At 67.4% G+C, this 19,289-nt stretch carries 19 protein-coding genes; 15 read left to right on the top strand and 4 right to left on the bottom strand.

From position 1 onward, the window contains the following. Nucleotides 1-7: 7 nt before the first annotated feature. Nucleotides 8-1,300 (bottom strand): LysR family transcriptional regulator, encoded by a 1,293-nt coding sequence (locus ACN9MV_RS12345; protein WP_426392442.1) that lies wholly within the window; start codon nucleotides 1,298-1,300, stop codon nucleotides 8-10. A gap of 170 nt (nucleotides 1,301-1,470) precedes the next feature. On the opposite strand from ACN9MV_RS12345, the gene ACN9MV_RS12340 reads away from it, so the two are divergent. From ACN9MV_RS12340 to ACN9MV_RS12305, 8 genes are read left to right on the top strand one after another with little or no spacing between them, the layout of a single operon-like run. Then, entirely contained in the window at nucleotides 1,471-2,502 is a 1,032-nt protein-coding gene (locus tag ACN9MV_RS12340; protein WP_426392441.1) for an amidohydrolase family protein, read from the top strand. A gap of 2 nt (nucleotides 2,503-2,504) precedes the next feature. Then, a complete protein-coding gene (gene ligK / locus ACN9MV_RS12335) occupies nucleotides 2,505-3,206 on the top strand; it encodes a 4-carboxy-4-hydroxy-2-oxoadipate aldolase/oxaloacetate decarboxylase (RefSeq protein ID WP_426392440.1) in 702 nt (233 codons plus the stop codon). Between the two features lie 15 nt (nucleotides 3,207-3,221). Beyond that, on the top strand, nucleotides 3,222-4,508 hold the full coding sequence (locus ACN9MV_RS12330; protein WP_426392439.1) for a gallate dioxygenase: 1,287 nt from the start codon (nucleotides 3,222-3,224) through the stop codon (nucleotides 4,506-4,508). 36 nt (nucleotides 4,509-4,544) lie between these two features. Next, complete coding sequence (locus ACN9MV_RS12325) at nucleotides 4,545-5,528, top strand: Bug family tripartite tricarboxylate transporter substrate binding protein (RefSeq protein WP_426392437.1); 984 nt, start codon at nucleotides 4,545-4,547, stop codon at nucleotides 5,526-5,528. 5 nt (nucleotides 5,529-5,533) lie between these two features. Next, the gene (locus ACN9MV_RS12320; RefSeq protein WP_426392436.1) at nucleotides 5,534-6,535 is read left to right on the top strand and encodes a Bug family tripartite tricarboxylate transporter substrate binding protein; all 1,002 of its coding nucleotides are present in this window, start codon (nucleotides 5,534-5,536) and stop codon (nucleotides 6,533-6,535) included. 23 nt (nucleotides 6,536-6,558) lie between these two features. After that, complete coding sequence (locus ACN9MV_RS12315) at nucleotides 6,559-7,398, top strand: metal-dependent hydrolase (protein WP_093176469.1); 840 nt, start codon at nucleotides 6,559-6,561, stop codon at nucleotides 7,396-7,398. A 17-nt stretch (nucleotides 7,399-7,415) separates the two neighbouring features. After that, nucleotides 7,416-8,306, top strand: a complete 891-nt coding sequence (locus tag ACN9MV_RS12310; RefSeq protein WP_426392435.1) for a DUF1932 domain-containing protein — start codon at nucleotides 7,416-7,418, stop codon at nucleotides 8,304-8,306. Nucleotides 8,307-8,308: 2 nt separating this feature from the next. After that, a complete protein-coding gene (locus ACN9MV_RS12305) occupies nucleotides 8,309-8,998 on the top strand; it encodes a substrate-binding domain-containing protein (RefSeq protein ID WP_426392433.1) in 690 nt (229 codons plus the stop codon). Here ACN9MV_RS12305 and ACN9MV_RS12300 read toward each other — a convergent pair. After that, on the bottom strand, nucleotides 8,995-9,900 hold the full coding sequence (locus ACN9MV_RS12300; RefSeq protein WP_426392431.1) for a LysR family transcriptional regulator: 906 nt from the start codon (nucleotides 9,898-9,900) through the stop codon (nucleotides 8,995-8,997). The genes ACN9MV_RS12305 and ACN9MV_RS12300 overlap by 4 nt on opposite strands. 75 nt (nucleotides 9,901-9,975) lie before the next feature. Here ACN9MV_RS12300 and ACN9MV_RS12295 point away from each other — a divergent pair, with 75 nt between their 5' ends. The 6 genes from ACN9MV_RS12295 (at nucleotide 9,976) to ACN9MV_RS12270 (ending at nucleotide 15,671) form a co-directional block, all read left to right on the top strand. After that, on the top strand, nucleotides 9,976-10,848 hold the full coding sequence (locus tag ACN9MV_RS12295) for an HpcH/HpaI aldolase/citrate lyase family protein (protein ID WP_426392430.1): 873 nt from the start codon (nucleotides 9,976-9,978) through the stop codon (nucleotides 10,846-10,848). A 33-nt stretch (nucleotides 10,849-10,881) separates the two neighbouring features. Then, nucleotides 10,882-11,862 (top strand): tripartite tricarboxylate transporter substrate binding protein, encoded by a 981-nt coding sequence (locus tag ACN9MV_RS12290; protein ID WP_426392428.1) that lies wholly within the window; start codon nucleotides 10,882-10,884, stop codon nucleotides 11,860-11,862. A 14-nt stretch (nucleotides 11,863-11,876) separates the two neighbouring features. After that, complete coding sequence (locus ACN9MV_RS12285) at nucleotides 11,877-13,070, top strand: CoA transferase (protein WP_426392427.1); 1,194 nt, start codon at nucleotides 11,877-11,879, stop codon at nucleotides 13,068-13,070. A gap of 3 nt (nucleotides 13,071-13,073) precedes the next feature. Further along, nucleotides 13,074-13,949: an amidohydrolase family protein gene (locus ACN9MV_RS12280; protein ID WP_426392425.1), complete on the top strand. Its 876-nt coding sequence runs from the start codon at nucleotides 13,074-13,076 to the stop codon at nucleotides 13,947-13,949. 27 nt (nucleotides 13,950-13,976) lie between these two features. Next, entirely contained in the window at nucleotides 13,977-14,948 is a 972-nt protein-coding gene (locus ACN9MV_RS12275) for a tripartite tricarboxylate transporter substrate binding protein (protein ID WP_093176461.1), read from the top strand. Nucleotides 14,949-15,101: 153 nt separating this feature from the next. Next, on the top strand, nucleotides 15,102-15,671 hold the full coding sequence (locus ACN9MV_RS12270) for a thioredoxin family protein (RefSeq protein ID WP_426392424.1): 570 nt from the start codon (nucleotides 15,102-15,104) through the stop codon (nucleotides 15,669-15,671). Between the two features lie 97 nt (nucleotides 15,672-15,768). Here the strand turns inward: ACN9MV_RS12270 and ACN9MV_RS12265 are convergent, their stop codons facing one another. Further along, entirely contained in the window at nucleotides 15,769-16,512 is a 744-nt protein-coding gene (locus ACN9MV_RS12265; protein WP_093052769.1) for a response regulator, read from the bottom strand. 98 nt (nucleotides 16,513-16,610) lie between these two features. Further along, the gene (locus ACN9MV_RS12260) at nucleotides 16,611-17,642 is read right to left on the bottom strand and encodes an alpha/beta fold hydrolase (RefSeq protein ID WP_426392422.1); all 1,032 of its coding nucleotides are present in this window, start codon (nucleotides 17,640-17,642) and stop codon (nucleotides 16,611-16,613) included. A gap of 248 nt (nucleotides 17,643-17,890) precedes the next feature. Between ACN9MV_RS12260 and ACN9MV_RS12255 the strand changes: the two genes are divergently transcribed. Beyond that, on the top strand, nucleotides 17,891-19,258 hold the full coding sequence (locus tag ACN9MV_RS12255; protein WP_426392421.1) for an ATP-binding protein: 1,368 nt from the start codon (nucleotides 17,891-17,893) through the stop codon (nucleotides 19,256-19,258). The last annotated feature ends 31 nt before the right edge of the window (nucleotides 19,259-19,289 follow it).

Genomic DNA, 19,289 nt, shown 5'->3' with positions numbered 1-19,289 from the left:
GGCCGCATCACTGCCGCCCCTTCGGCACGTGGAAATCCGGCGACCCGGCCACCACCTTGCGGATCTCGTCCATCAAGGCCCGCGCCCCCGGCGACGGAAACGCGCCCAGTCGCTGCGTCAAGCCGATCTCGCGCCGTGTTTCCTCGAGCGGAAAGTCCAGCACCACCAGGCTGCCGTCGCGAATCTCGTAGCGCAGCTGGTGCGCCGAGATCGCGGTCAGCATGTCGCTTTCCAGCAGCAGGCCGCGCAGCACGGCAAGGTCTCCTGTCTCGACCGCAGGCAGCGGCGGCGCCTGCCGCGCATCCGAGAAGAAGCGCTCCAGCAGCTCGCGCGACGGCGAGCCATGCCGAGAGAGCGTCCAGCTCGCCTCGCGCAGCATCCTGAAGTCGATGCGCTTCGCGCGTGCGAGCGGATGGCCGGCACGGGCGATCACCGAGATGCGGTCTTCGAACAACGGCTCCTGCTGCAGGTCTTTCGCTTCACTGGCGCTGCGCAGCGCGCCGAGGATGAAGTCGATGTCGCCGCTGCGCAGCGACGCGGCCAGCGCGTCGTACGGACTCTCGACCGTGGTGACGTGCAGCCCCGGGTGCCGCGCGAGCAATGAGGCAATCGCCAGCGGCAGGATCTGCGTGCGTCCGAGCGGCAGCGCACCGACGTTCACGCTGCCCTGCAAGGTGCCTTCGCTGGCCGCGATGTCTGGCCCGATGTGCCGCAGCTCCGACAGCACGCGCTTGAAGTAGAAGGCCACGATCTCGCCCGCCGGGGTCGCCGTGAGTCCGCGCGCATTCCGGTTGAAGAGCGTGACGCCGAGCCCGCTTTCCAAGTCTTTCAATGCGCTGCTGATGGCCGGCTGCGTGATGCCGAACTCGCGCGCGACGGCGGGCATGTTGCGCTTCTCGGCGAGGCTCGCAATCACGGCGAGGCGTCGGCCGTTCAGGATCGAAGTGAAGAGCGAATGCACGTCGGCCGTGCTGTCTATTCCGCCGCGCGCCGCCAGTTGCGTGCGCGCCTCCTCGAACTCGCGCTCGATGCGCAGGGCGCGCACCAGCACCAGGTCGCCGTACGCGTTGAGCGCCACGCCGCGCGAGCGCCGGTCGAACAGCGGCCTGCCGAGCGCGGCCTCCAGATCGAGGATCGAACGCGTCACCGCCGACGCCACGCGGAACAGCGCCTCGGCAGCCGCGGCAATGCTCCCGGCAGACGCCACGGCCGAGAACGCGCGCAGGTGGCGCAGGTTGATGCCGAGCGCCACGCTGTCGGCGTGCGCAATAACTTTGTGATGCTCGTTTTTTTTGTTCACGGGTGGAGGCGTCGCTCTCGATCATGCATTTTCATGCTTAAGGGTAAACCCTTTATCGATAAAAAAGAATGATGGCAGCGCAACGCTAACTCACCCCACGCAAAGCAACCGCCGCGCAGACTTCTCTTCATGCTTGAAGCACCCCCTGCACACCTTCCGGAGCGTTGCGAATGATCATCGACTGTCACGGCCACTACACGACCGCACCCAAGGCCCTCGAGGCATGGCGCAACCGGCAGATTGCCGGCATCCAGGACCCGTCGTCGGCCAAGCCCAAAGTCTCGGAGCTGAAGATCAGCGACGAAGAACTGCGCGAGTCCATCGAGGGCAACCAGCTGCGGCTGATGAAGGAGCGCGGCAGCGACCTGACCATCTTCAGCCCGCGCGCGAGCTTCATGGCGCATCACATCGGCGACTTCGAGGTGTCGTCCACCTGGGCCGCCATCTGCAACGAGCTGTGCCATCGCGTGAGCCAGCTCTTTCCCGATCACTTCATCGGCGCGGCCATGCTGCCGCAGTCGCCGGGCGTCGATCCGGCCAGCTGCATTCCCGAGCTGGAACGCTGCGTGAACGAATACGGCTTCGTGGGCGTCAACCTCAACCCCGATCCATCGGGCGGCCACTGGACCAGCCCGCCGCTGTCCGACCGGCACTGGTATCCGCTCTACGAAAAGATGGTGGAGTTGGACATTCCCGCGATGGTGCACGTGAGCACGAGCTGCAACGCCTGCTTCCACACCACGGGCGCGCACTACCTGAACGCCGACACCACGGCCTTCATGCAGTGCCTCACCTCGGACCTGTTCAGCGACTTTCCGACGCTGCGCTTCGTCATTCCGCACGGCGGCGGCGCGGTGCCCTACCACTGGGGGCGCTTTCGCGGCCTGGCGCAGGAGATGAAGAAGCCGCTGCTCAAAGACCACCTGCTGAACAACATCTTCTTCGACACCTGCGTGTACCACCAGCCGGGCATCGACCTGCTCACGCGCGTGATCCCGGTCGACAACGTGCTCTTCGCCAGCGAAATGATCGGCGCGGTGCGCGGCATCGACCCCGAGACTGGCTTCTTCTACGACGACACGCGCCGCTACATCGATGCCACGCCCATGCTCGACGACAAGGCGCGCCACCAGATCTACGAAGGCAACGCGCGCCGCGTGTACCCGCGGCTGGACCGCGCACTCAAGCAAAAAGGACTTTGAACATGTCGACCACTCCCCTCCTCCAGGAACTCGGCGTCGTGCACCGCAACGTGGTGCGCGCCAATGCGGCCGCCGTCGAGAAGCTGTCGCGCTTCGGCGTATCCACGGTGCACGAAGCACTCGGCCGCCTGGGCCTGATGGCGCCGCGCATCCGCCCCATCCATCCTGAAGCGCGCATTTGCGGCACCGCCATCACGGTGCTGCTGCAGCCCGGCGACAACTGGATGCTGCACGTCGCGGCCGAGCAGATACAGCCCGGCGACGTGGTCGTGGCCGCCTGCACCGCCGACAGCACCGACGGCTTCTTCGGCGACCTGCTCGCAACCTCGTTCAAGGCGCGCGGCTGCAAGGGCCTGGTGATCGACGGCGGCGTGCGCGACGTGCGCGACCTCATCGCCATGAACTTTCCCGTGTTCAGCCGCGCCATCCACTCGAAAGGCACGATCAAGTCCACGCTGGGTTCGGTCAACGTGCCGGTGGTGTGCGCCGGCGCGCTGGTGCAGCCGGGAGACGTGGTGGTGGCCGACGTCGACGGCGTGGTCGTCGTGCCGGCGCAGCTGGCCGCCCGCGTAGCCGATGCCGCCGAAGCCCGCGAAGCCAACGAGGCCGGCAAGCGCGCGCGCTTCGCGGCCGGCGAGCTGGGGCTGGACATGTACGCCATGCGCGAGCCGCTCGCCAAGGCCGGCCTGCGCTACATCGACTGAGCAAGGGACCGCGCTGTGGCTCGCATCATCGGCGCCGTCGCCTGCTCGCACACGCCCACCATCGGCTTCGCCTTCGACAAGAACAAGCAGCAGGACCCGGTCTGGGCGCCCATCTTCGAGGCCTTCGCGCCGGTGCAGCAGTGGCTGGCCGACAAGAAGCCCGACGTGCTCTTCTTCATCTACAACGACCACGTCAGCTCGTTCTTCTTCGACCACTACTCGGCCTTCTCGCTTGGTGTGGGCGAGCGACACGAAGTGGCCGACGAAGGCGGCGGCGCGCGCGACCTGCCGGCTCTGGCTGGCCATCCGGCACTGGCGCGGCACATCGGCCGCTCGCTGGTGGCCGACGAGTTCGACATGTCTTTCTTCCAGGACCGGGCGCTGGACCACGGCGTGTTCTCGCCGATGTCGCTGCTGTGCCCGCACGAGCCCGCGTGGCCGATACCGGTGGTGCCGCTGCAGGTCGGCGTGCTGCAGTCGCCGGTGCCGTCGGCACGGCGCTGCTACAAGCTCGGCCAGGCGCTGCGGCGCGCGATCGAGAGCTATCCGGACGACATCAAGGTGGCAATCGTTGCCACCGGCGGACTCTCGCACCAGGTGCATGGCGAGCGCGCGGGCTTCAACAACACCGCCTGGGATGCCCAGTTTCTCGACCTGATCGAGAACGATCCGGTGCGGCTCACCGAGATGACGCAGGCTGAACTGGCGACGCTCGGCGGCATGGAAGGCGCCGAAGTCATCATGTGGCTGGTGATGCGCGGCGCACTGTCGTCCAACGTGCGCAAGACGCACCAGAGCTACTACCTGCCCTCGATGACGGGCATTGCCACCGCCATTTACGAGAACCTGGCGAGCCCACCCGTCGCCGGTGAAGTCGAGCGGCACCGCCGCCACATCGACAAGGAACTGGCGGGCGTGGAAGCGCTGCAGGGCACCTATCCGTTCACGCTCGAGACCAGCGTGCGCGCCTACCGCCTCAACAAGTTCCTGCACGGCATGACACGCCCGGCGCACCGCGCAGCCTTTCTTGCCGACGAAGAGGCCGCGTTCGACGCTGCCGCGCTGACGGACAAGGAGCGCGACATGGTGCGCCGCCGCGACTGGCGCGGCCTGATCCAGTACGGCGTGATCTTCTTCATGCTGGAGAAGCTGGGTGCGGTGGTGGGTGTGTCGAACCTGCACATCTATGCCGCGATGCGCGGCCAATCGCTGGAAGAGTTCCAGCAGACCCGCAATGCGCCCGGCGCCCTGTATTCGGTGGCCGGCAAGGACGCCGCGCCGCAGGCGTGGGAACGCCGCTGAGCCGCACCTGATTTTTTGATTCTGGAGACAACACAAATGAAGCCCCTTTCCCGACGTCTCGCCATGGGCGTGGCCGCACTGGTCGCGTTCGGCCAGTTCGGCATTGCCGCCAGCGCGGCCGACGCATTCCCGTCGAAGCCCGTGAAGATCCTCGTGGGCTACAGCGCCGGCGGCGCGGTCGATGCCATTGCGCGCTCGGTCGGCCTGCGGATGTCGGCCATCCTCGGCCAACCGGTCATCGTCGAGAACAAGCCCGGCGCGGGCACCAACATCGCGGTGAAGTCCGTCATCACGAGCGCGCCCGACGGCTACACCTTGCTGCTGGCCGCCAACGCGCTGGCCGTGAATCCTTCGCTGTTCCAGCCAGCGCCCTACGACCTGGAGCGCGAGCTGACGCCGGTGGCCTCGGTCGGTCGGGTGCCCGTGGTGTTCACGGTGCGCGAAGAATCGGCCATCAAGACGCTGCCCCAACTGGTCGCTGCGGCCAAGGCCAAGCCGGGCAGCGTGACCGTCGCCACGCCAGGCAACGGATCGACACCGCACCTGGCCATGGAACTGTTCCAGCACACCGCCGGCCTGCAACTGCGGCATGTGCCGTACAAGGGCGGCGCGCAGGCGCTCACCGACGTGCTCGGCGGCCATGTGGACGTGGTCGCGGTCAATGCGCTCGAGGCACTGCCGCTTGCCAAGTCCGGCAAGCTGCGCGTGCTGGCGGTGATGAGCGCCGAACGCTCCGCCGTGCTGCCGGGCGTGCCGACCGTTGCCGAGTCGGGCTACCCCGGGTTCGAGGCCAGCGTGTGGTACGGCTTCGTCGGGCCGGCCGGGCTGCCGAAGCCCATCGTCGACAAGCTGCACGACGCCGCGCAGAAAGCCATCGACTCGCCCGAGGTGCGCTCCCAGCTCGCCGCGGCCGGCGGCGTTCCGCTGCCGGGGCCGACCGAGCAGTTCGACAAGCTGCTCAAGGCCGACGTGGCGCGCTACGGCAAGCTCATCCGCGAAGCCAACATCAAGCCCGATTGATCGCCATGACCACAACAGGCATCACCCGTCGCCACGCCTGCCTCGCGGCAGCAGCCGCCGCCCTGCTGCCGGCAAGCCGCGCCGCCATGGCGCAGCAGGCCTATCCGTCCAAGCCGATCCGCATGGTCATTCCCTTCCCGCCCGGCGGCTCCACCGACGTGCTCGGGCGGGCCATCGGCATCGAGCTGGGCCGCGCGTGGCACCAGCCCGTGGTGGTCGACAACCTCCCCGGCGCCGGTGGTTCCATCGGTGCCGACAAGGTCGCCAAGTCGCCTGCCGACGGCTACACGCTGCTGATGGGGCACATCGGCACGCTGGCGATCAACCCGTCGCTGTACCCCAAGCTCGACTACGACCCCGTGCGCAGCTTTGCGCCCGTGGCCTGGGTGGCGCGCGTGCCGAACGTGCTGGTGGTGCATTCCTCCGTTCCGGCGCGCACGCTGGCCGAACTGGTTGCGCTGGCCAAGGCACGGCCGGGCCAGCTGGCCTTTGGCTCCGGCGGCAACGGCAGCGCGGCGCACATCGCTACCGAATATCTGAAGCTGCAGACGGGCGCCTCTTTGCTGCACGTGCCTTACAGGGGCACTGCCCCGGCCGTCACCGATCTGCTCGCGGGCCAGCTGCAGCTGCTCTTCACCGGCGCGCCCGCTTTGCTGCCGCACATCAAGTCCGGCAAGCTGCGTGCGCTGGCGGTGTCGAGCCCGAAGCGCATTGCGCTGCTGTCCGAGGTGCCGACGGTGGCTGAAAGCGGCGTGCCCGGCACCAAGGACTTCGAGGCCGACCAGTGGTACGGCGTGGTTGCTCCGGCCGGGACTCCCGCGGACATCGTCGCCATGCTCAACCGGCAGATCAACCAGTCGCTCAACACGGCGGACGTTCACGCGCGGCTGGCAGCCGAGGGCGCCGAGCCCACGCCCACGACGCCGCAGGCCTTCGGCCAGCTGATCGCGAGCGAAATGAAACGATGGGACCGCGTGATCAAGAGCGCCCACATCACCGTCGACTGAAGTTGGACAGGAACACACCGGCCATGAAATCGCTCGCCCGTCTGCTGCTCGCCCTTGTCGTCGCGGCACTGCTCGCCGCCTGCGCGCAATCGCCCCAATCGCCGCCCTCCACGAGTGGTGGCAAGACCGAAGTGCTCTGGCTCGGCCAGTCGGCATTCCGCATCACCACGCCGGGCGGCAAGGTGATCGTGACCGACCCGTGGCTCAAGCTGAATCCGCTGACGCCCGCGGCGTACAAGAACCTCGAAGCCCTCGGCAAGGTCGACGTGCTGCTGGTCACGCATGGTCACTTCGACCACTTCGCGGATGCGCCTGCGCTGGCGCTGCTCAACCAGGTGCCGATGTACGCGCCCGGCGACATGAACCAGACGGTGGGCGTGCTCGGCATCCTGCCGCCCAACCTTGTGCCGCGCTTCAACAAGAGCGGCACGATCAACCCGGTGCCGGGCATCAAGGTGACTGCCGTGCACGCTGAGCACTCCTCGGTCATCGTGTGGAAGAACCCGGCCACCGGCAAGGACGAAGTGCACCCCGGCGGCGAGCCCGTGGGCTACATCATCGAGCTGGAGAACGGCTTCCGCATCTACCACATGGGCGACACGGGCCTGTTCGCCGACATGAAGTTCATCGCCGACTACTACAAGCCCGACCTCGTGCTGATGCCGATCGGCGGCCACTTCACGATGGACCCGGTGGACGCCGCCTACGCCACGCGCGAATGGCTCAAGCCGCGCGCGGTGATTCCGATGCACTATGGCGCCAACCCGCTCGGCAAGGGCACGCCCGACGAATACATCCGCGCGCTAGGCAGCACAAGCACGCGGGTGCTGGCGTTGAAGCCCGGCGAGAAGGCCATCTTCTGACAAGGACACACACGATCATGGGAACGACACTGGGCCTCATCGGCTACGGCGAAGTGGGCGGCATCTTCGGACGCGGGTTGCGCGGGCAAGGCGGCGTGGATGCCGTCTGGGTCTGGGACAAGCGCTTCGCCGATCCCGCGACGGGCGCGGCAGCGCGTACTGCGGCAGAAAGCGACGGGATGCACGTGGCGAGCGGCATGCAGGAGCTTTGCAGCCGCGCCGACCTGCTCATATCCGCCGTCACCGCCTCCAACACGCTGGCGGTAGCCGAAGAGGCCGCGCGCCACGCGCGCACCGGCAGCCGCTTTCTCGATCTCAACTCGGCATCGCCCGGCACCAAGCAGCGCGCCGCGGCGGCGCTGGAGCCGGTGGGCGTCGCCTACGTCGAGGCCGGCGTCATGACCTCGGTGCCGCCCTACGGCATCCGCGTGCCGATGCTGCTGGGCGGCCCGCAGGCCGCAGCGCTTGACGAAACGCTGAGCGGCTGGGGCATGGACGTTCATGTCGTGAGTGACCAACTCGGCGTGGCCTCGGCGATCAAGATGAGCCGCAGCATCATGATCAAGGGGCTGGAGGCGCTGGTCATCGAGAGCTACACCACCGCCAGGCGCTACGGCGTCGAAGCGCATGTCCTGCCGACGCTGAAGGAAACCTTTCCGCAGATCGACTGGGACAAGCAAGGCGCCTACTTCTTCAGCCGCGTCGTGCAGCACGGCAAGCGCCGCGCGGAAGAAATGCGCGAAGCGGCGCAGACCGTGCGCGAGGCCGGCTTCGAGCCCCTGATGACGGCCGCCATCGCGGCCAAGCAGGACTGGGTTGCCGCCCAGGCGCGCGATGGTCTGTTCGAAGGGCTGGACGCCGCAAGCGACTGGCAGGCCTACGCGGATCGCCTCATCGGCCGCGCATGACCATGTCGAATTCGATACGGGGCATCTGCTCCATGGCCACGAAGGGCCTGCTGCTGGAGCTGGCCGCGGCGTACACGCGCACGAGCGGCGTGCCGGTTTCGTTCGAGGCAGTAGGCGGTGTGGATGCCGCACGGCGCGTTTCGGCAGGAGAGCCATTCGACGTGGTGGTTCTCGCCTCGGACGCCATCGACAAGCTGGCGGCTGCCGGCAAGGTGGACGCATCGCGCAAGACCGACGTGGTGCGTTCCGGCGTTGCCGTGGCCGTTGCCGCGAACGCCGCGCGAGTCGATATTTCCACCGAAGAAGCGGTGCGGCGCGCCGTGCTGGATGCGGCCAGCGTCGCGTATTCGACCGGGCCCAGTGGCGTTGCCCTGGCCGCGCTGTTCGAGCGCTGGGGCATCGCCGACACCATCAAGGGCCGATTGGTACAGGCGCCACCCGGCGTGCCGGTGGGCTCGTTGATCGCACGCGGAGAAGCCGCGCTGGGCTTTCAGCAACTGAGCGAGCTGATCGGCGTCGAAGGCATCGCGCTACTGGGGCCGTTGCCGCCGGCGATCCAGATCACCACCGTCTTCAGCGCGGCGCCAGGCTCGTTCGCTTCGCAGCCGGATGCCGCAAGCGGGCTGCTCGCGTACCTGGCCTCCGGCGACAGCGCAGAAGCCAAGCGCCGGCACGGCATGGAACCGGCCTAACGGGTCGCAGACTTGCGAGAGCCGTTTCCCTTGCCAGCAATGACAAGCCCCGCGCTCTCGACAAAGCCGTGAATCAACCTCAGCCGTGGCGACGCCCGCAGCCACAGCACGCCGAAGCGCCGCGTCTCCGAAGGCAGCGGCAGCGGGATCTTGGCGATGCGCTGCCCGTCGAGCAGCGGCGAAGCGATGTCGGGCACGACCGACACGCCAAGGCCTCGATCGACCATCATCGCGATTGCCAGCAATGAACTGAGTTCGAAGCGCTCCTGCGGCACGATGCCCGCCGAACGCAGGTAGCGGTCGGCCTGCTTGCCGCCACCGAGGTTGCGGTCGTAGCGGATGAGCGGAGAGGTCCGCAGCAGCTCGTGGGGATCGCGCCGCGCGAGGCGGCTCGGCGCGAGCAGCACCAGGGGTTCTTCGCGCAGCAGGGCCCAGTCGAAGGTCTTCGCAAGCGCGAACGGTGGATACAGGCACACGGCAGCATCGAGCTCGCCCTGCTGCATCGCCTTGTAGAGCGTGGCAGTGTTGCCCGACTGCAGGTACACCTTGACGCCCGGATGCGTCTTCACGAAGCGCGCGAGGATGTCCGGCAGCAGGCTGTGGATGGCCGTGTTGATGGTGCCGATGACCAGCTCGCCGCCGGCCGCCTCGCTGCCCACCAGCGCCTTGATGTCGCCCACCTCGCGCAGCAGCGTGCGGGCCCGCTGCACCAGCCGGTGCCCCGCCTCGGTCGGCTGCACCGTGCGGCCGGCGCGCGCGAGCAGCGGTGCGTTGAGCTCCCGCTCCAGCGCGCGGATCTGCTGCGCCACCGCGCCGGGCGTCAGGTCGAGCCGGCGCGCGGCCTCCGACATCGAGCCCGACTCCACCACCATAAGAAAGCTTTGCAGGTAGGCCGTTTCCATGAAGATAGATTTTCTGCGATCTGATCGCAGGGAGCAGCTGTTTTTCTCTTCTCATGAACTGCGGACACTGCATGCATGAGAAGCAAACTCTTCGTTCCCGGCACCCGTCCTGAACTGTTCGCCAAGGCACTGGCCAGTGCGGCGGACGCCATCTGCCTCGACCTGGAAGACGCGGTGTCCGAGCCGCGCAAGGACGAGGCGCGCGAGACCGTGCGCCAGCTGCTGCTTGCCAGCGGCGATGCGGCCCTGTCGCAAAAGACACTGATCGTTCGCGTCAACGCCATGGACACGCCGCACTTCGAGCGCGACGTGGCGGCAGTGGCGCAGGCCGGCGTGCACCTGATCAACCTGCCGAAGCCGCAAAGCCCGGCGCACGTGCGAACGGCGGTCGAAGTCATCGAGCGTGCCGAACGCGTCAACGGCGTGCAGGCGCCCATCGGCCTGCTGCTGAACATCGAGACACCCACCGCCCTGCGCACGGCAGCAGAACTCGCACTGGCGCATCCGCGCGTGTCGGGGCTGCAGTTGGGGCTGGGCGACCTGTTCGAGCCGCTGAGCATCGCCCGGCGCGAACCTTCAGCGATTCGCCAGGCGATGTTCGCAGTGCGCATCGCAGCCGGCGAAGCGGGCGTGTATGCCTACGACGGCGCATTCGCGAACATCCGCGATGCCGAGGGCTACCGCGCCGAAGCCATGCTGGCGCGCGACCTCGGCTTTCTGGGCAAGACCTGCATCCACCCGAGCCAGATCGCCATCGCCAACGAGGTGTTCCGTCCCACGGATGAAGAGATCGCGCACGCCTGCAAGGTGGTCGAGGCGGCGCGCGAAGCCGATGCCAACGGCATCGGCGCCTACGTGGTGGACGGAAAAATGATCGACATCCCTTTCGTGATTCGCGCGCGCGCCATCGTCGAGAGTGCACGCAGCCTTGGGCTGCTTGCGAGCTGAGCTTTCCATCAATAAGAAACCGGAGACAACAAAATGCAATTCCCATCCATCCTTCGCCCGCGCGTGCTCGCCTTTGTTGCAGCGGCAGCGCTTGCCGGCGCGGCATTCGCCCAGGGCGCCTATCCCGGCAAGGCCATCACGATCGTGGTGCCCTACCCGGCCGGCGGTTCCAACGACACCTTCGCGCGACAGGTAGCCAAGGAGCTGGGCGACCAGCTCAAGCAGCCCGTGATCATCGACAACCGCCCCGGCGCGAGCGGCAACACCGGTACGGCGCAGGTGGCGCGCGCCGCGCCCGACGGCTACACGCTGGTGGCGGTGTCGTCCAGCATGACGACCAACGCAGCCGTGCAATCGAAGATGCCCTTCGATCCGGTGAAAGGCCTCGCGCCCGTGGCCATGTTCGCCAAGGGCCCGTTCATCGTCGCGGTCAACAACGAGTTTCCCGCGAAGACACCGGCCGAGCTGATCGCCGCCATCAAGGCCAAGCCGGGCCAGTACAACTACGCCTCGTCGGGCTCGGGCAGCGTGAACCAGTTCGGCACCGAGCTGCTCAAGGCCAAGGTGGGCGACCTGCAGATTGCGCACATCCCCTACAAGGGCATGGGTCCGGCCGTGACTGACCTGATCGGCAACCAGACGCAGCTGCTGATTTCAAGCGGCCCGTCGCTGCTGCCGATGGTGCGTGCCGGCAAGCTGCGCGCCGTGGGCATCACGAGCCTGAAGCCCAGCCCCGTCGCGCCTGATCTCACGCCAATGGCCACCGCGGTGCCCGGCTACGAATTCGAACTCTGGTGGGGCCTGCTGGCACCGGCGGGTACGCCGCCCGACGTGGTAGCCAAGCTCAATGGCGCCGTCAACCAGATCCTGGCCAGGCCCGAGATCACGGCCAACTTCCTGCGCGAAGGCGCCATCGCCACGCCGCTCACGTCGGCCCAGTTCGGCACCGTGATCGCCGACGACGTGGAACGCTGGAAGAAGCTGGCAAAGCAACAGAACATCACAGCCGACTGAGGAAAGAAGAACCCATGAGCACTACCGCCCCCGACAACGCTGGCGACGACAAGCACCTGCCCGCGCGCCAGGGCCCCGCCGGGCCGTTGAGCGGCCTGCGCGTGCTCGACCTGAGCGCCTACATCGCGGGCCCGTACGGTTGCTCGCTGCTGGCCGACCAGGGCGCGGAAGTCATCAAGATCGAGCCGCCCACGGGCGACAACCTGCGCAAGTACCCATCGACGCTGGAAGCCGAAAGCCGTGCGTTCATCGGCGTCAACCGCAGCAAGCTGGGCGTGGTGCTCGATCTCAAGAGCCCGCAGGACCTCGCCGCGCTGATGGCGCTGGTGCGCACGGCCGACGTGCTGGTGCACAACTTCCGCCCCAGCGTGCCACCACGGCTGGGCATTGCGTACGACCAGTTGAAGATGGTGAACCCACGCCTGATCTACTGCGCCGTCACCGGCTATGGCGAGACAGGGCCACTGCGCGAGAAGGCGGGCTACGACCAGGTGCTGCAGACCATGACCGGCATGTGCGCGCTGCAAGGCAAGCGCGGCGAGCCGCCCGAGATCATCTACGGCTCGGTGGTCGACTACTACGCGGCCGCGCTGGTGGCTGCCGGCGTGGCCTCCGCGCTGTACGAGCGGGAGAAAAGCGGCGAAGGCCAATTCGTCGGCGTTTCGCTGCTGCGCTCCGCGCTCACGATGCAGTCGGCCCGCATGGTGTGGGCCGAGGGCGAGCCGAAAGACGTGGGGCGCGACATGCGCTCGGGCGGCATCACCGGTCTTCACCCCACGCGCGAGGGGCACATCTACATCTCGGCCAACACGCCGCACTTCTGGCAGGCGCTGTGCGCCAAGGTCGACCTGCCGGAGCTGGCGGGCGACGAGCGCTACGACTCGGTGCGCAAGCGCGCGCAGCATGCCGCCGAGATCGTTCCGAAGCTGCGCGCCGCGCTGGCCGCGCGCACCGCGCTCGAATGGGAAGAACTGTTCGGCGAGGAAGTGCCCTGCGCGGCAGCACGCACCGTGGAAGACATGTTCGACAACGAACAGGTGCTGGCCGAGGACATGGTGGCGAACTTCGCGCACCCCACGCTCGGCTCGTACCGCGGCTTCACCCGGCCGGTGCGATTCGGCCGTACGCCGGGGCCGGAGCCCTTTGCCGCGCCGACGCTGGGGCAACACACAGCAGGCGTGCTGGCCGCGCAGCGCTTGGACGAATAGGACATGCCCACCGATAACGTGGTGCCCCACAGCAGCGGCACTCGCAAGCCCGCAAGCGCGGCACCCGAAGGCGCGTGCGACGCGCACATGCATGTGTACGACCGACGCTTCGCGCTGCACGGGCCGCCCGATGCCATGCTCGATCACGCCACCGCCGCCGACTACCGCCTGCTGCAGCAACGCATCGGCACGCAGCGCACGGTGGTCGTTCAGCCGCGCGCCCACGGCACGGACAATAGCGTGACGCTGGCCGCCATTCAGGCGCTTGGCGCCGAGCACACGCGCGGCGTGGCGGTGGTACGGCCCGAGGTGAGCGATGCCGAACTCGAACGCCTGCACACGGGCGGCATCCGCGGCATCCGGTTCACGCTGTACACACCGGCGAATGCGGCAACGGACTTCGCCATGGTCGAGCCGCTGGCGCAGCGCGTGCATGCGCTCGGCTGGCATGTGCAGTTGCACTGGAACGCCGACCAGATCGTCGAGCACGCGGCGCTGCTCGCGCGCCTGCCCTGCACGATCGTCTTCGATCACCTTGCCCGCCTGCCGCTGCCCGATGCGCTGGCGCATCCCGCATACGACGTCGCGCGCCGGCAGCTCGACCACGGCCGCACCTGGATCAAGCTGTCAGGCGCCTACCTGGATTCGCGTGTGGGCGCGGAAGGCGGCTACGCCGACACGACCGGTATTGCACAAGCCTGGGCGCAGCAGGCACCCGACCGCGTGGTGTGGGGCAGCGACTGGCCCCACCCGACCGAGCGCACCGCCAAGCCTGACGACGCTCAGCTGTTCGACCTGCTGGGCCAGTGGGTTCCCGACGAGGCCGCGCGCCGCCGCGTGCTGGTCGACAACCCGGCGCAGCTCTACGACTTTTCCTGAACCACAAACAAACTCCGAGACATTGGCATGAAGCAACCACAGAAGCGCCTTCTGAAATCCGTCGTAGCGCTGGCCGCCTGCGCCGCTCCCCTGCTGGGCTGGGCCGCCTGGCCCGACAAGCCGATCCGCATGGTGGTGCCGTACGCCGCGGGCGGCGGCGCCGACAACACCGCGCGCATCGTCGCGCAGCAGATGAGCGCTGCGCTGGGCCAGCAGATCGTCATCGACAACAAGCCGGGCGCGGGTGGCGTGATTGGCGCCGACAACGTGGCCAAGGCGGCCGGCGACGGCTACACCGTGCTCTACGACGCATCGGCGTTCTCGGTGAATCCGTCGCTGCGCAAGCTGCCCTTCGACGCGGCGAAAGACTTCATTCCCGTGTCGCTGGTCGCCACCGCGCCGCAGATCCTCGTCGTGCCGACGAGCGCGCCGTACAAGACCGTCGCGGAGTTCATCGACTTCGCGCGCAAGAACCCGGGCAAGCTGAGCTTTGCGTCGGCGGGCGGCGGCACCGGCTCGCACCTGGCGGGCGAGGCGCTGAACGAGCAGGCGAAGATCAACCTGATGCACGTGCCCTACAAGGGCGGCGCGCCCGCACTCACCGACGTGATGGGAGAGCAGGTGTCGGCCTATTTCGGCAACGTGGCGTCGACGCTGGGCTACGTCAAGGGAGGCAAGCTGCGCGCGCTGGGCGTGAGCTCCATCAAGCGCGTGCCGGGGCTGCCCGACACGCCGACGCTCGCGGAGTCGGGCCTGCCGGGCTACAACGTGGTCGAGTGGAACGGCGTATTCCTGCCCAAGGGCACGCCGGCCGACATCGTGCAGAAACTCGGCAAGGCGGTGCAGGCTGCGGTCAACGACCCGACGGTACGGCAAAAGCTGCTGCAACTCGGCCTGGAGCCGGCCGGCACCACGCCCGAGGCCTTCGCGAAGTTCGTGCAGGACGAGACGGGAAGAGTGAGCGCGCTGGTGAAGGCGCGCAACATCAGGGTCGATTGATCCTGCACTCGACTGGGTGTGCGTGAAACGTAGTGTGTGGGTTTCCCCCCGCGGATACAGAGGCATACGCGTTTCGCGCCACGGCAGGGTGGCCCAACGAAGAATCGGCTCCGTTCACAGACGAACGCCCGTCACTCTTCCGAAGGAACCACCATGCGCTTTCGCTCTTCCACCCTCTTCTTCGCCGTCGCCATCGCGGCCTCGGCGGCGGCCCTCACGCTGACCTTTGCCGCACCATCGCCGCTCGGCGGCGACGTTCCGGCCGCCGAGGCGGTGCCAGCGCCTGAATTCCAGAACATCGACACCTGGCTCAACTCGCAGCCGCTGAAGCTCAGTGAGCTGCACGGCAAGGTCGTGCTGGTCGACTTCTGGACCTACACCTGCATCAACTGCCTCAACCACCTGCCTTACGTGAAGGACTGGAACGAGAAGTACAAGGACAAAGGCCTGATCGTCGTCGGCGTGCACACGCCGGAGTTCGCGTACGAGAAATCGACGAAGAACGTGAAGGACGCGATCCAGCGGCTGCAGATCAGGCACGCGGTGGCGCAAGACAACAGCTACGGCACCTGGAAGGCCTTCAGGAACCAATATTGGCCTGCGGTGTACCTGATCGACAAGCAGGGAAAGATCGTCTATTCGCACTTTGGCGAAGGCAGCTATGGCACTACGGAAAAGAAGATCCAGGCGCTGCTGGCTGAGCCTGCGCCGGCAGGGTCTTGAGGAATGAAGAAGCTCTGGTTCGCCCTACTCTTCCTAGCCGGCGGCATCACCCACGAGATACGAAACCCGGTGAGCTGCCAGTGCATCACAGCACGATTCAGTCCAACGCCTCGACAGTCGAAGAAAAAACGTAGCCCTCACTGCGCACCGTCTTGATGAAGCGCGGCTCGCGCGCATCGTCTCGTAGACGCTGACGCAGCCGGCTCACGAGCAGGTCGATCGAGCGCTCGAAAAGCTCGGCCTCGCGCCCCTGCGTGAGACTCAGCAGTTGGTCGCGGCTCAGCACCTTCTGCGGGTGGTCGAGAAATACGCGCAGCAGCCGGTACTCCGCACCGCTGAGAGCCACCATCACCCCGCTGTCGTCGATCAGGTGGCGCGCAGTGGTGTCTACCTGCCACTCGCCGAACCCCAGCTTCGAGGCCGACTCGGTCGAGCGCATGTTCGGCGGCAGCATGCGCGTGCGGCGCAGCACCGAGCGCATGCGCGCCAGCAGTTCGCGGGCGGAAAACGGCTTGGCCAGATAGTCGTCGGCGCCCATTTCCAGACCGAGGATGCGGTCCGCCTCCTCGCTGCGCGCAGTGAGCATGAGGATCGGCGTCGCCTTGTACTTGCCAGTGCGAAGGTCACGGCACAGCGTGAGCCCGTCTTCGCCCGGCAGCATCAGGTCGAGGATGATGAGATCGAACGGCCCCGACTCCTCCAGCGCCGCGCGCATGTGCCGCCCCGTGGGCACCGCGACCACGCGCAGGCCGTTCTTGACCAGATACGTGGTGAGCAGTTCGCGGATTTCCCGGTCGTCGTCGACGATGAGGATGTGGTCGGAGGTCTTCGAGGTCGTCATGCGGGTGGCCGGTACGTCGGAAGCCGCAATGTAGCCCGGCTGCGGGCCGGGACAAGCGGGTTTGTATTCCTGTGTATCCGGCGCCCCGGACGGCCACACTACGTTGCCGACGCGAGCTTCCACACCGCATCGGCAAAGACTTGCGGCGTCTCCTGCGGCACGTTGTGGCCCGCGTTCACGACCAGGTGCGTGCGCGGCCCGGTGAACTTGGCTGCGTAGGCCTTGCCGTCGGTGGCCGGCACGACACCGTCGGAGTCGCCGTCCATCGTGATCGCTGGCACCTTGATCGTCGGAAACGCGGCCAGGCGCTTCTCGTATTCCTCGTACTGCGCGAAGCCGTCCGCAAGACCGAGGCGCCAGCGGTAGTTGTGGATGACGATCTGCACGTAGTCAGGGTTGTCGAACGACGCGGCGGTGCGCTCGAAGGTGGCGTCGTCGTATGCCCACTTCGGCGAATTCGTGGTCCACAGGATGCGCGCGATGTCGCGCCGGTTCGCTTCCAGCCCGAGGCGGCCGCGCTCGGTGGCGAAGTAGTACTGGTACCACCAGCCCAGCTCGACCTTCGCAGGCAGCGGCAGCTTGTTGCCGGGGCGGTTGGTCATGATGTAGCCGTTGACCGAGAGCAGCCCGATGCAGCGCTCGGGCCAGAGCGCCGCGATGATGCAGCCGGTGCGCGCGCCCCAGTCGTAGCCGACGATGACGGCGCGGTCGATCTTCAGGGCGTCGAGCAGCGCGATCTGGTCGAGCGCCACTGCCGCCTGCTGCGCGGAACGCGGGTTGGTGCTGTCGAGAAAGCGCGTGGTGCCGTGGCCGCGCAGGTGCGGCACGATCACCCGGCAACCCCGGGCCGCGAGCAGCGGCGCGACTTCAGCATAGCTGTGGATGTCGTAGGGGTAGCCGTGCATCAGGAGCACCGGAATGCCGTCGGCAGGGCCGGCCTCGTAGTAGCCGACATCGAGCTCACCGGCCTTGATCTGGCGGATGGGCTCCAGCTTGCGCGGCCTTGCGGCGGGCGCGGTATCGGCCGCGTGGGCCGTGCTGCTCATGAATGCCAGTTCGACGGCGGCGAGGCTGGCGGCGGCGCCACCCAGCAGGAAGCGGCGTTGACGGTTGATGGGTTCTTCGGACATGGGACGTTCCTTCGTTTGTGTTGGCGACGGAACGATTGAATGCGCCGGATGTATGCGGCATGTGTCATGCCAGGGGTGTTCTTGTATGGCCGTGTGTACGGGCCGCGCCGGATACACGGCCATACAAAGCCGAAGCTGCGACGGCATCTGGGCCCCGGCAGGTAATGTTGTATGTCCCGTTTGCCGCCCAACACACTGCAATACAAAGAAGTGATCTGCGGCGCGAGCCCGGGTCTATAAACCAGCCCATGCCTACATCCGCAAGCCTCCCCGCACCCCTCGCCCCGGCCAACCCCGCAGGCCTGCGCCGGCTGCTGCCCCGCTCGCTGTTCTCGCGCGTGACGCTGATCATCGTCATCGGGCTGGCCATTGCACAGCTGCTGACCTTCACGGCGATCCGCTACGAACGCGGCATCGCGATGCGCGAGCTGATGATGATCGGCATCGAGCGCGACATCGCAAGCTCCGTCGCCATCCTCGACCGGCTACCGGCCGCCGAGCGCGAAAGCTGGCTCGCGCGGCTGGAGCGGCGCAACTACCGCTTCGTGCTGGGCGGCAGCGCACAGGGCACGCCGCCCGACACGCCGATGTCGCAACAGTTCGCCGCCGCCATCGTCGATGCGATGCGCCCATTCGAGATCGTCAAGGTCGGCCAGGTGGGCAGCCCACCGCAAAGCTTGCAGATCCAGGTGCGGCTGTCGGACGGGTCTTCCGTGGTCGTGCATGCGCGGCGCGTGGACATGCCGGTGTCGAGTTGGGTGATGTGGCTGTTGTGGATACAGCTGTTGGTGCTGGCCGTGTGCGCCTGGTATGCGGTGCGGCTGGTCACGCGGCCGCTGGCGCAGCTGGCCGACGCAGCCGACGAACTGGGGCCAGACCTGAAGGGACAGCAGTTGCCCGAAGAAGGCCCGACCGAGGTGAAGCACGCGGCGCGCGCATTCAATGCAATGCAGAAGCGCATTGCGGGCTACATGGCCGAGCGCGTGGAAATCCTCGCGGCCATCTCGCACGACCTGCAGACGCCCATCACCCGCATGCGACTGCGCACCGACCTGATGGACAGCGATCAGGACCGCGACAAATTCCGCCAGGACCTCGATGCGATGCACGCCCTGGTGCGCGAAGGCGTGACCTACGCGCGCACGCTGCACGGCGCCACCGAGCCGCCGTGCCGCATCGACGCCGACGCGCTGTTCGAGAGCATGGTGGCCGACTACGAGGACTCGGGCGAACAGGTGCTGCTCGAAGGCCGCACGGGCGAGCCCATCGTGACTCGGCCGAATGCGCTGCGGCGAATATTGACGAACCTGATCGACAACGCGCTGAAGTTCGGCACTGACGTGCGCCTCCAGGTGCATGCCGAGGCCGACCGGCTGGTGCTGGCCGTGGTCGACAACGGACCGGGCATTCCGCCCGACCAGCTGGAGAACGTGCTCAAGCCCTTCTACCGCGTGGAAGGCTCACGCAACCGCAACACCGGCGGCACCGGACTGGGCCTGGCCATCGCCCACCAACTGGCGATGGCGATGGGCGCGGAGCTGGTGCTGCGCAACCGACCCGAAGGCGGGCTCGAAGCCCGGCTGACCATGAGCACGCGCGCCGCGCCGCCGAACTGAGCCGCGCCCTCATCCCTCCATTGACCAGACT

Source organism: Variovorax sp. R-27, from assembly GCF_049913215.1.
Taxonomy (GTDB): domain Bacteria; phylum Pseudomonadota; class Gammaproteobacteria; order Burkholderiales; family Burkholderiaceae_C; genus Variovorax.
This window is presented reverse-complemented; position numbering and strand designations above follow the sequence as displayed.

What these genes read in the sequence shown, in the direction of transcription:
- ACN9MV_RS12315 (WP_093176469.1), top strand. Translation starts at nt 6,559, where the DNA reads ATGAAATCGCTCGCCCGTCTGCTGCTCGCCCTTGTCGTCGCGGCACTG.
- ACN9MV_RS12325 (WP_426392437.1), top strand. Translation starts at nt 4,545, where the DNA reads ATGAAGCCCCTTTCCCGACGTCTCGCCATGGGCGTGGCCGCACTGGTC.
- ligK (WP_426392440.1), top strand. Translation starts at nt 2,505, where the DNA reads ATGTCGACCACTCCCCTCCTCCAGGAACTCGGCGTCGTGCACCGCAAC.
- ACN9MV_RS12290 (WP_426392428.1), top strand. Translation starts at nt 10,882, where the DNA reads ATGCAATTCCCATCCATCCTTCGCCCGCGCGTGCTCGCCTTTGTTGCA.
- ACN9MV_RS12320 (WP_426392436.1), top strand. Translation starts at nt 5,534, where the DNA reads ATGACCACAACAGGCATCACCCGTCGCCACGCCTGCCTCGCGGCAGCA.
- ACN9MV_RS12310 (WP_426392435.1), top strand. Translation starts at nt 7,416, where the DNA reads ATGGGAACGACACTGGGCCTCATCGGCTACGGCGAAGTGGGCGGCATC.
- ACN9MV_RS12295 (WP_426392430.1), top strand. Translation starts at nt 9,976, where the DNA reads ATGAGAAGCAAACTCTTCGTTCCCGGCACCCGTCCTGAACTGTTCGCC.
- ACN9MV_RS12275 (WP_093176461.1), top strand. Translation starts at nt 13,977, where the DNA reads ATGAAGCAACCACAGAAGCGCCTTCTGAAATCCGTCGTAGCGCTGGCC.
- ACN9MV_RS12300 (WP_426392431.1), bottom strand. Translation starts at nt 9,900, where the DNA reads ATGGAAACGGCCTACCTGCAAAGCTTTCTTATGGTGGTGGAGTCGGGC.
- ACN9MV_RS12340 (WP_426392441.1), top strand. Translation starts at nt 1,471, where the DNA reads ATGATCATCGACTGTCACGGCCACTACACGACCGCACCCAAGGCCCTC.
- ACN9MV_RS12265 (WP_093052769.1), bottom strand. Translation starts at nt 16,512, where the DNA reads ATGACGACCTCGAAGACCTCCGACCACATCCTCATCGTCGACGACGAC.
- ACN9MV_RS12270 (WP_426392424.1), top strand. Translation starts at nt 15,102, where the DNA reads ATGCGCTTTCGCTCTTCCACCCTCTTCTTCGCCGTCGCCATCGCGGCC.
- ACN9MV_RS12260 (WP_426392422.1), bottom strand. Translation starts at nt 17,642, where the DNA reads ATGTCCGAAGAACCCATCAACCGTCAACGCCGCTTCCTGCTGGGTGGC.
- ACN9MV_RS12285 (WP_426392427.1), top strand. Translation starts at nt 11,877, where the DNA reads ATGAGCACTACCGCCCCCGACAACGCTGGCGACGACAAGCACCTGCCC.
- ACN9MV_RS12305 (WP_426392433.1), top strand. Translation starts at nt 8,309, where the DNA reads ATGTCGAATTCGATACGGGGCATCTGCTCCATGGCCACGAAGGGCCTG.
- ACN9MV_RS12280 (WP_426392425.1), top strand. Translation starts at nt 13,074, where the DNA reads ATGCCCACCGATAACGTGGTGCCCCACAGCAGCGGCACTCGCAAGCCC.
- ACN9MV_RS12255 (WP_426392421.1), top strand. Translation starts at nt 17,891, where the DNA reads ATGCCTACATCCGCAAGCCTCCCCGCACCCCTCGCCCCGGCCAACCCC.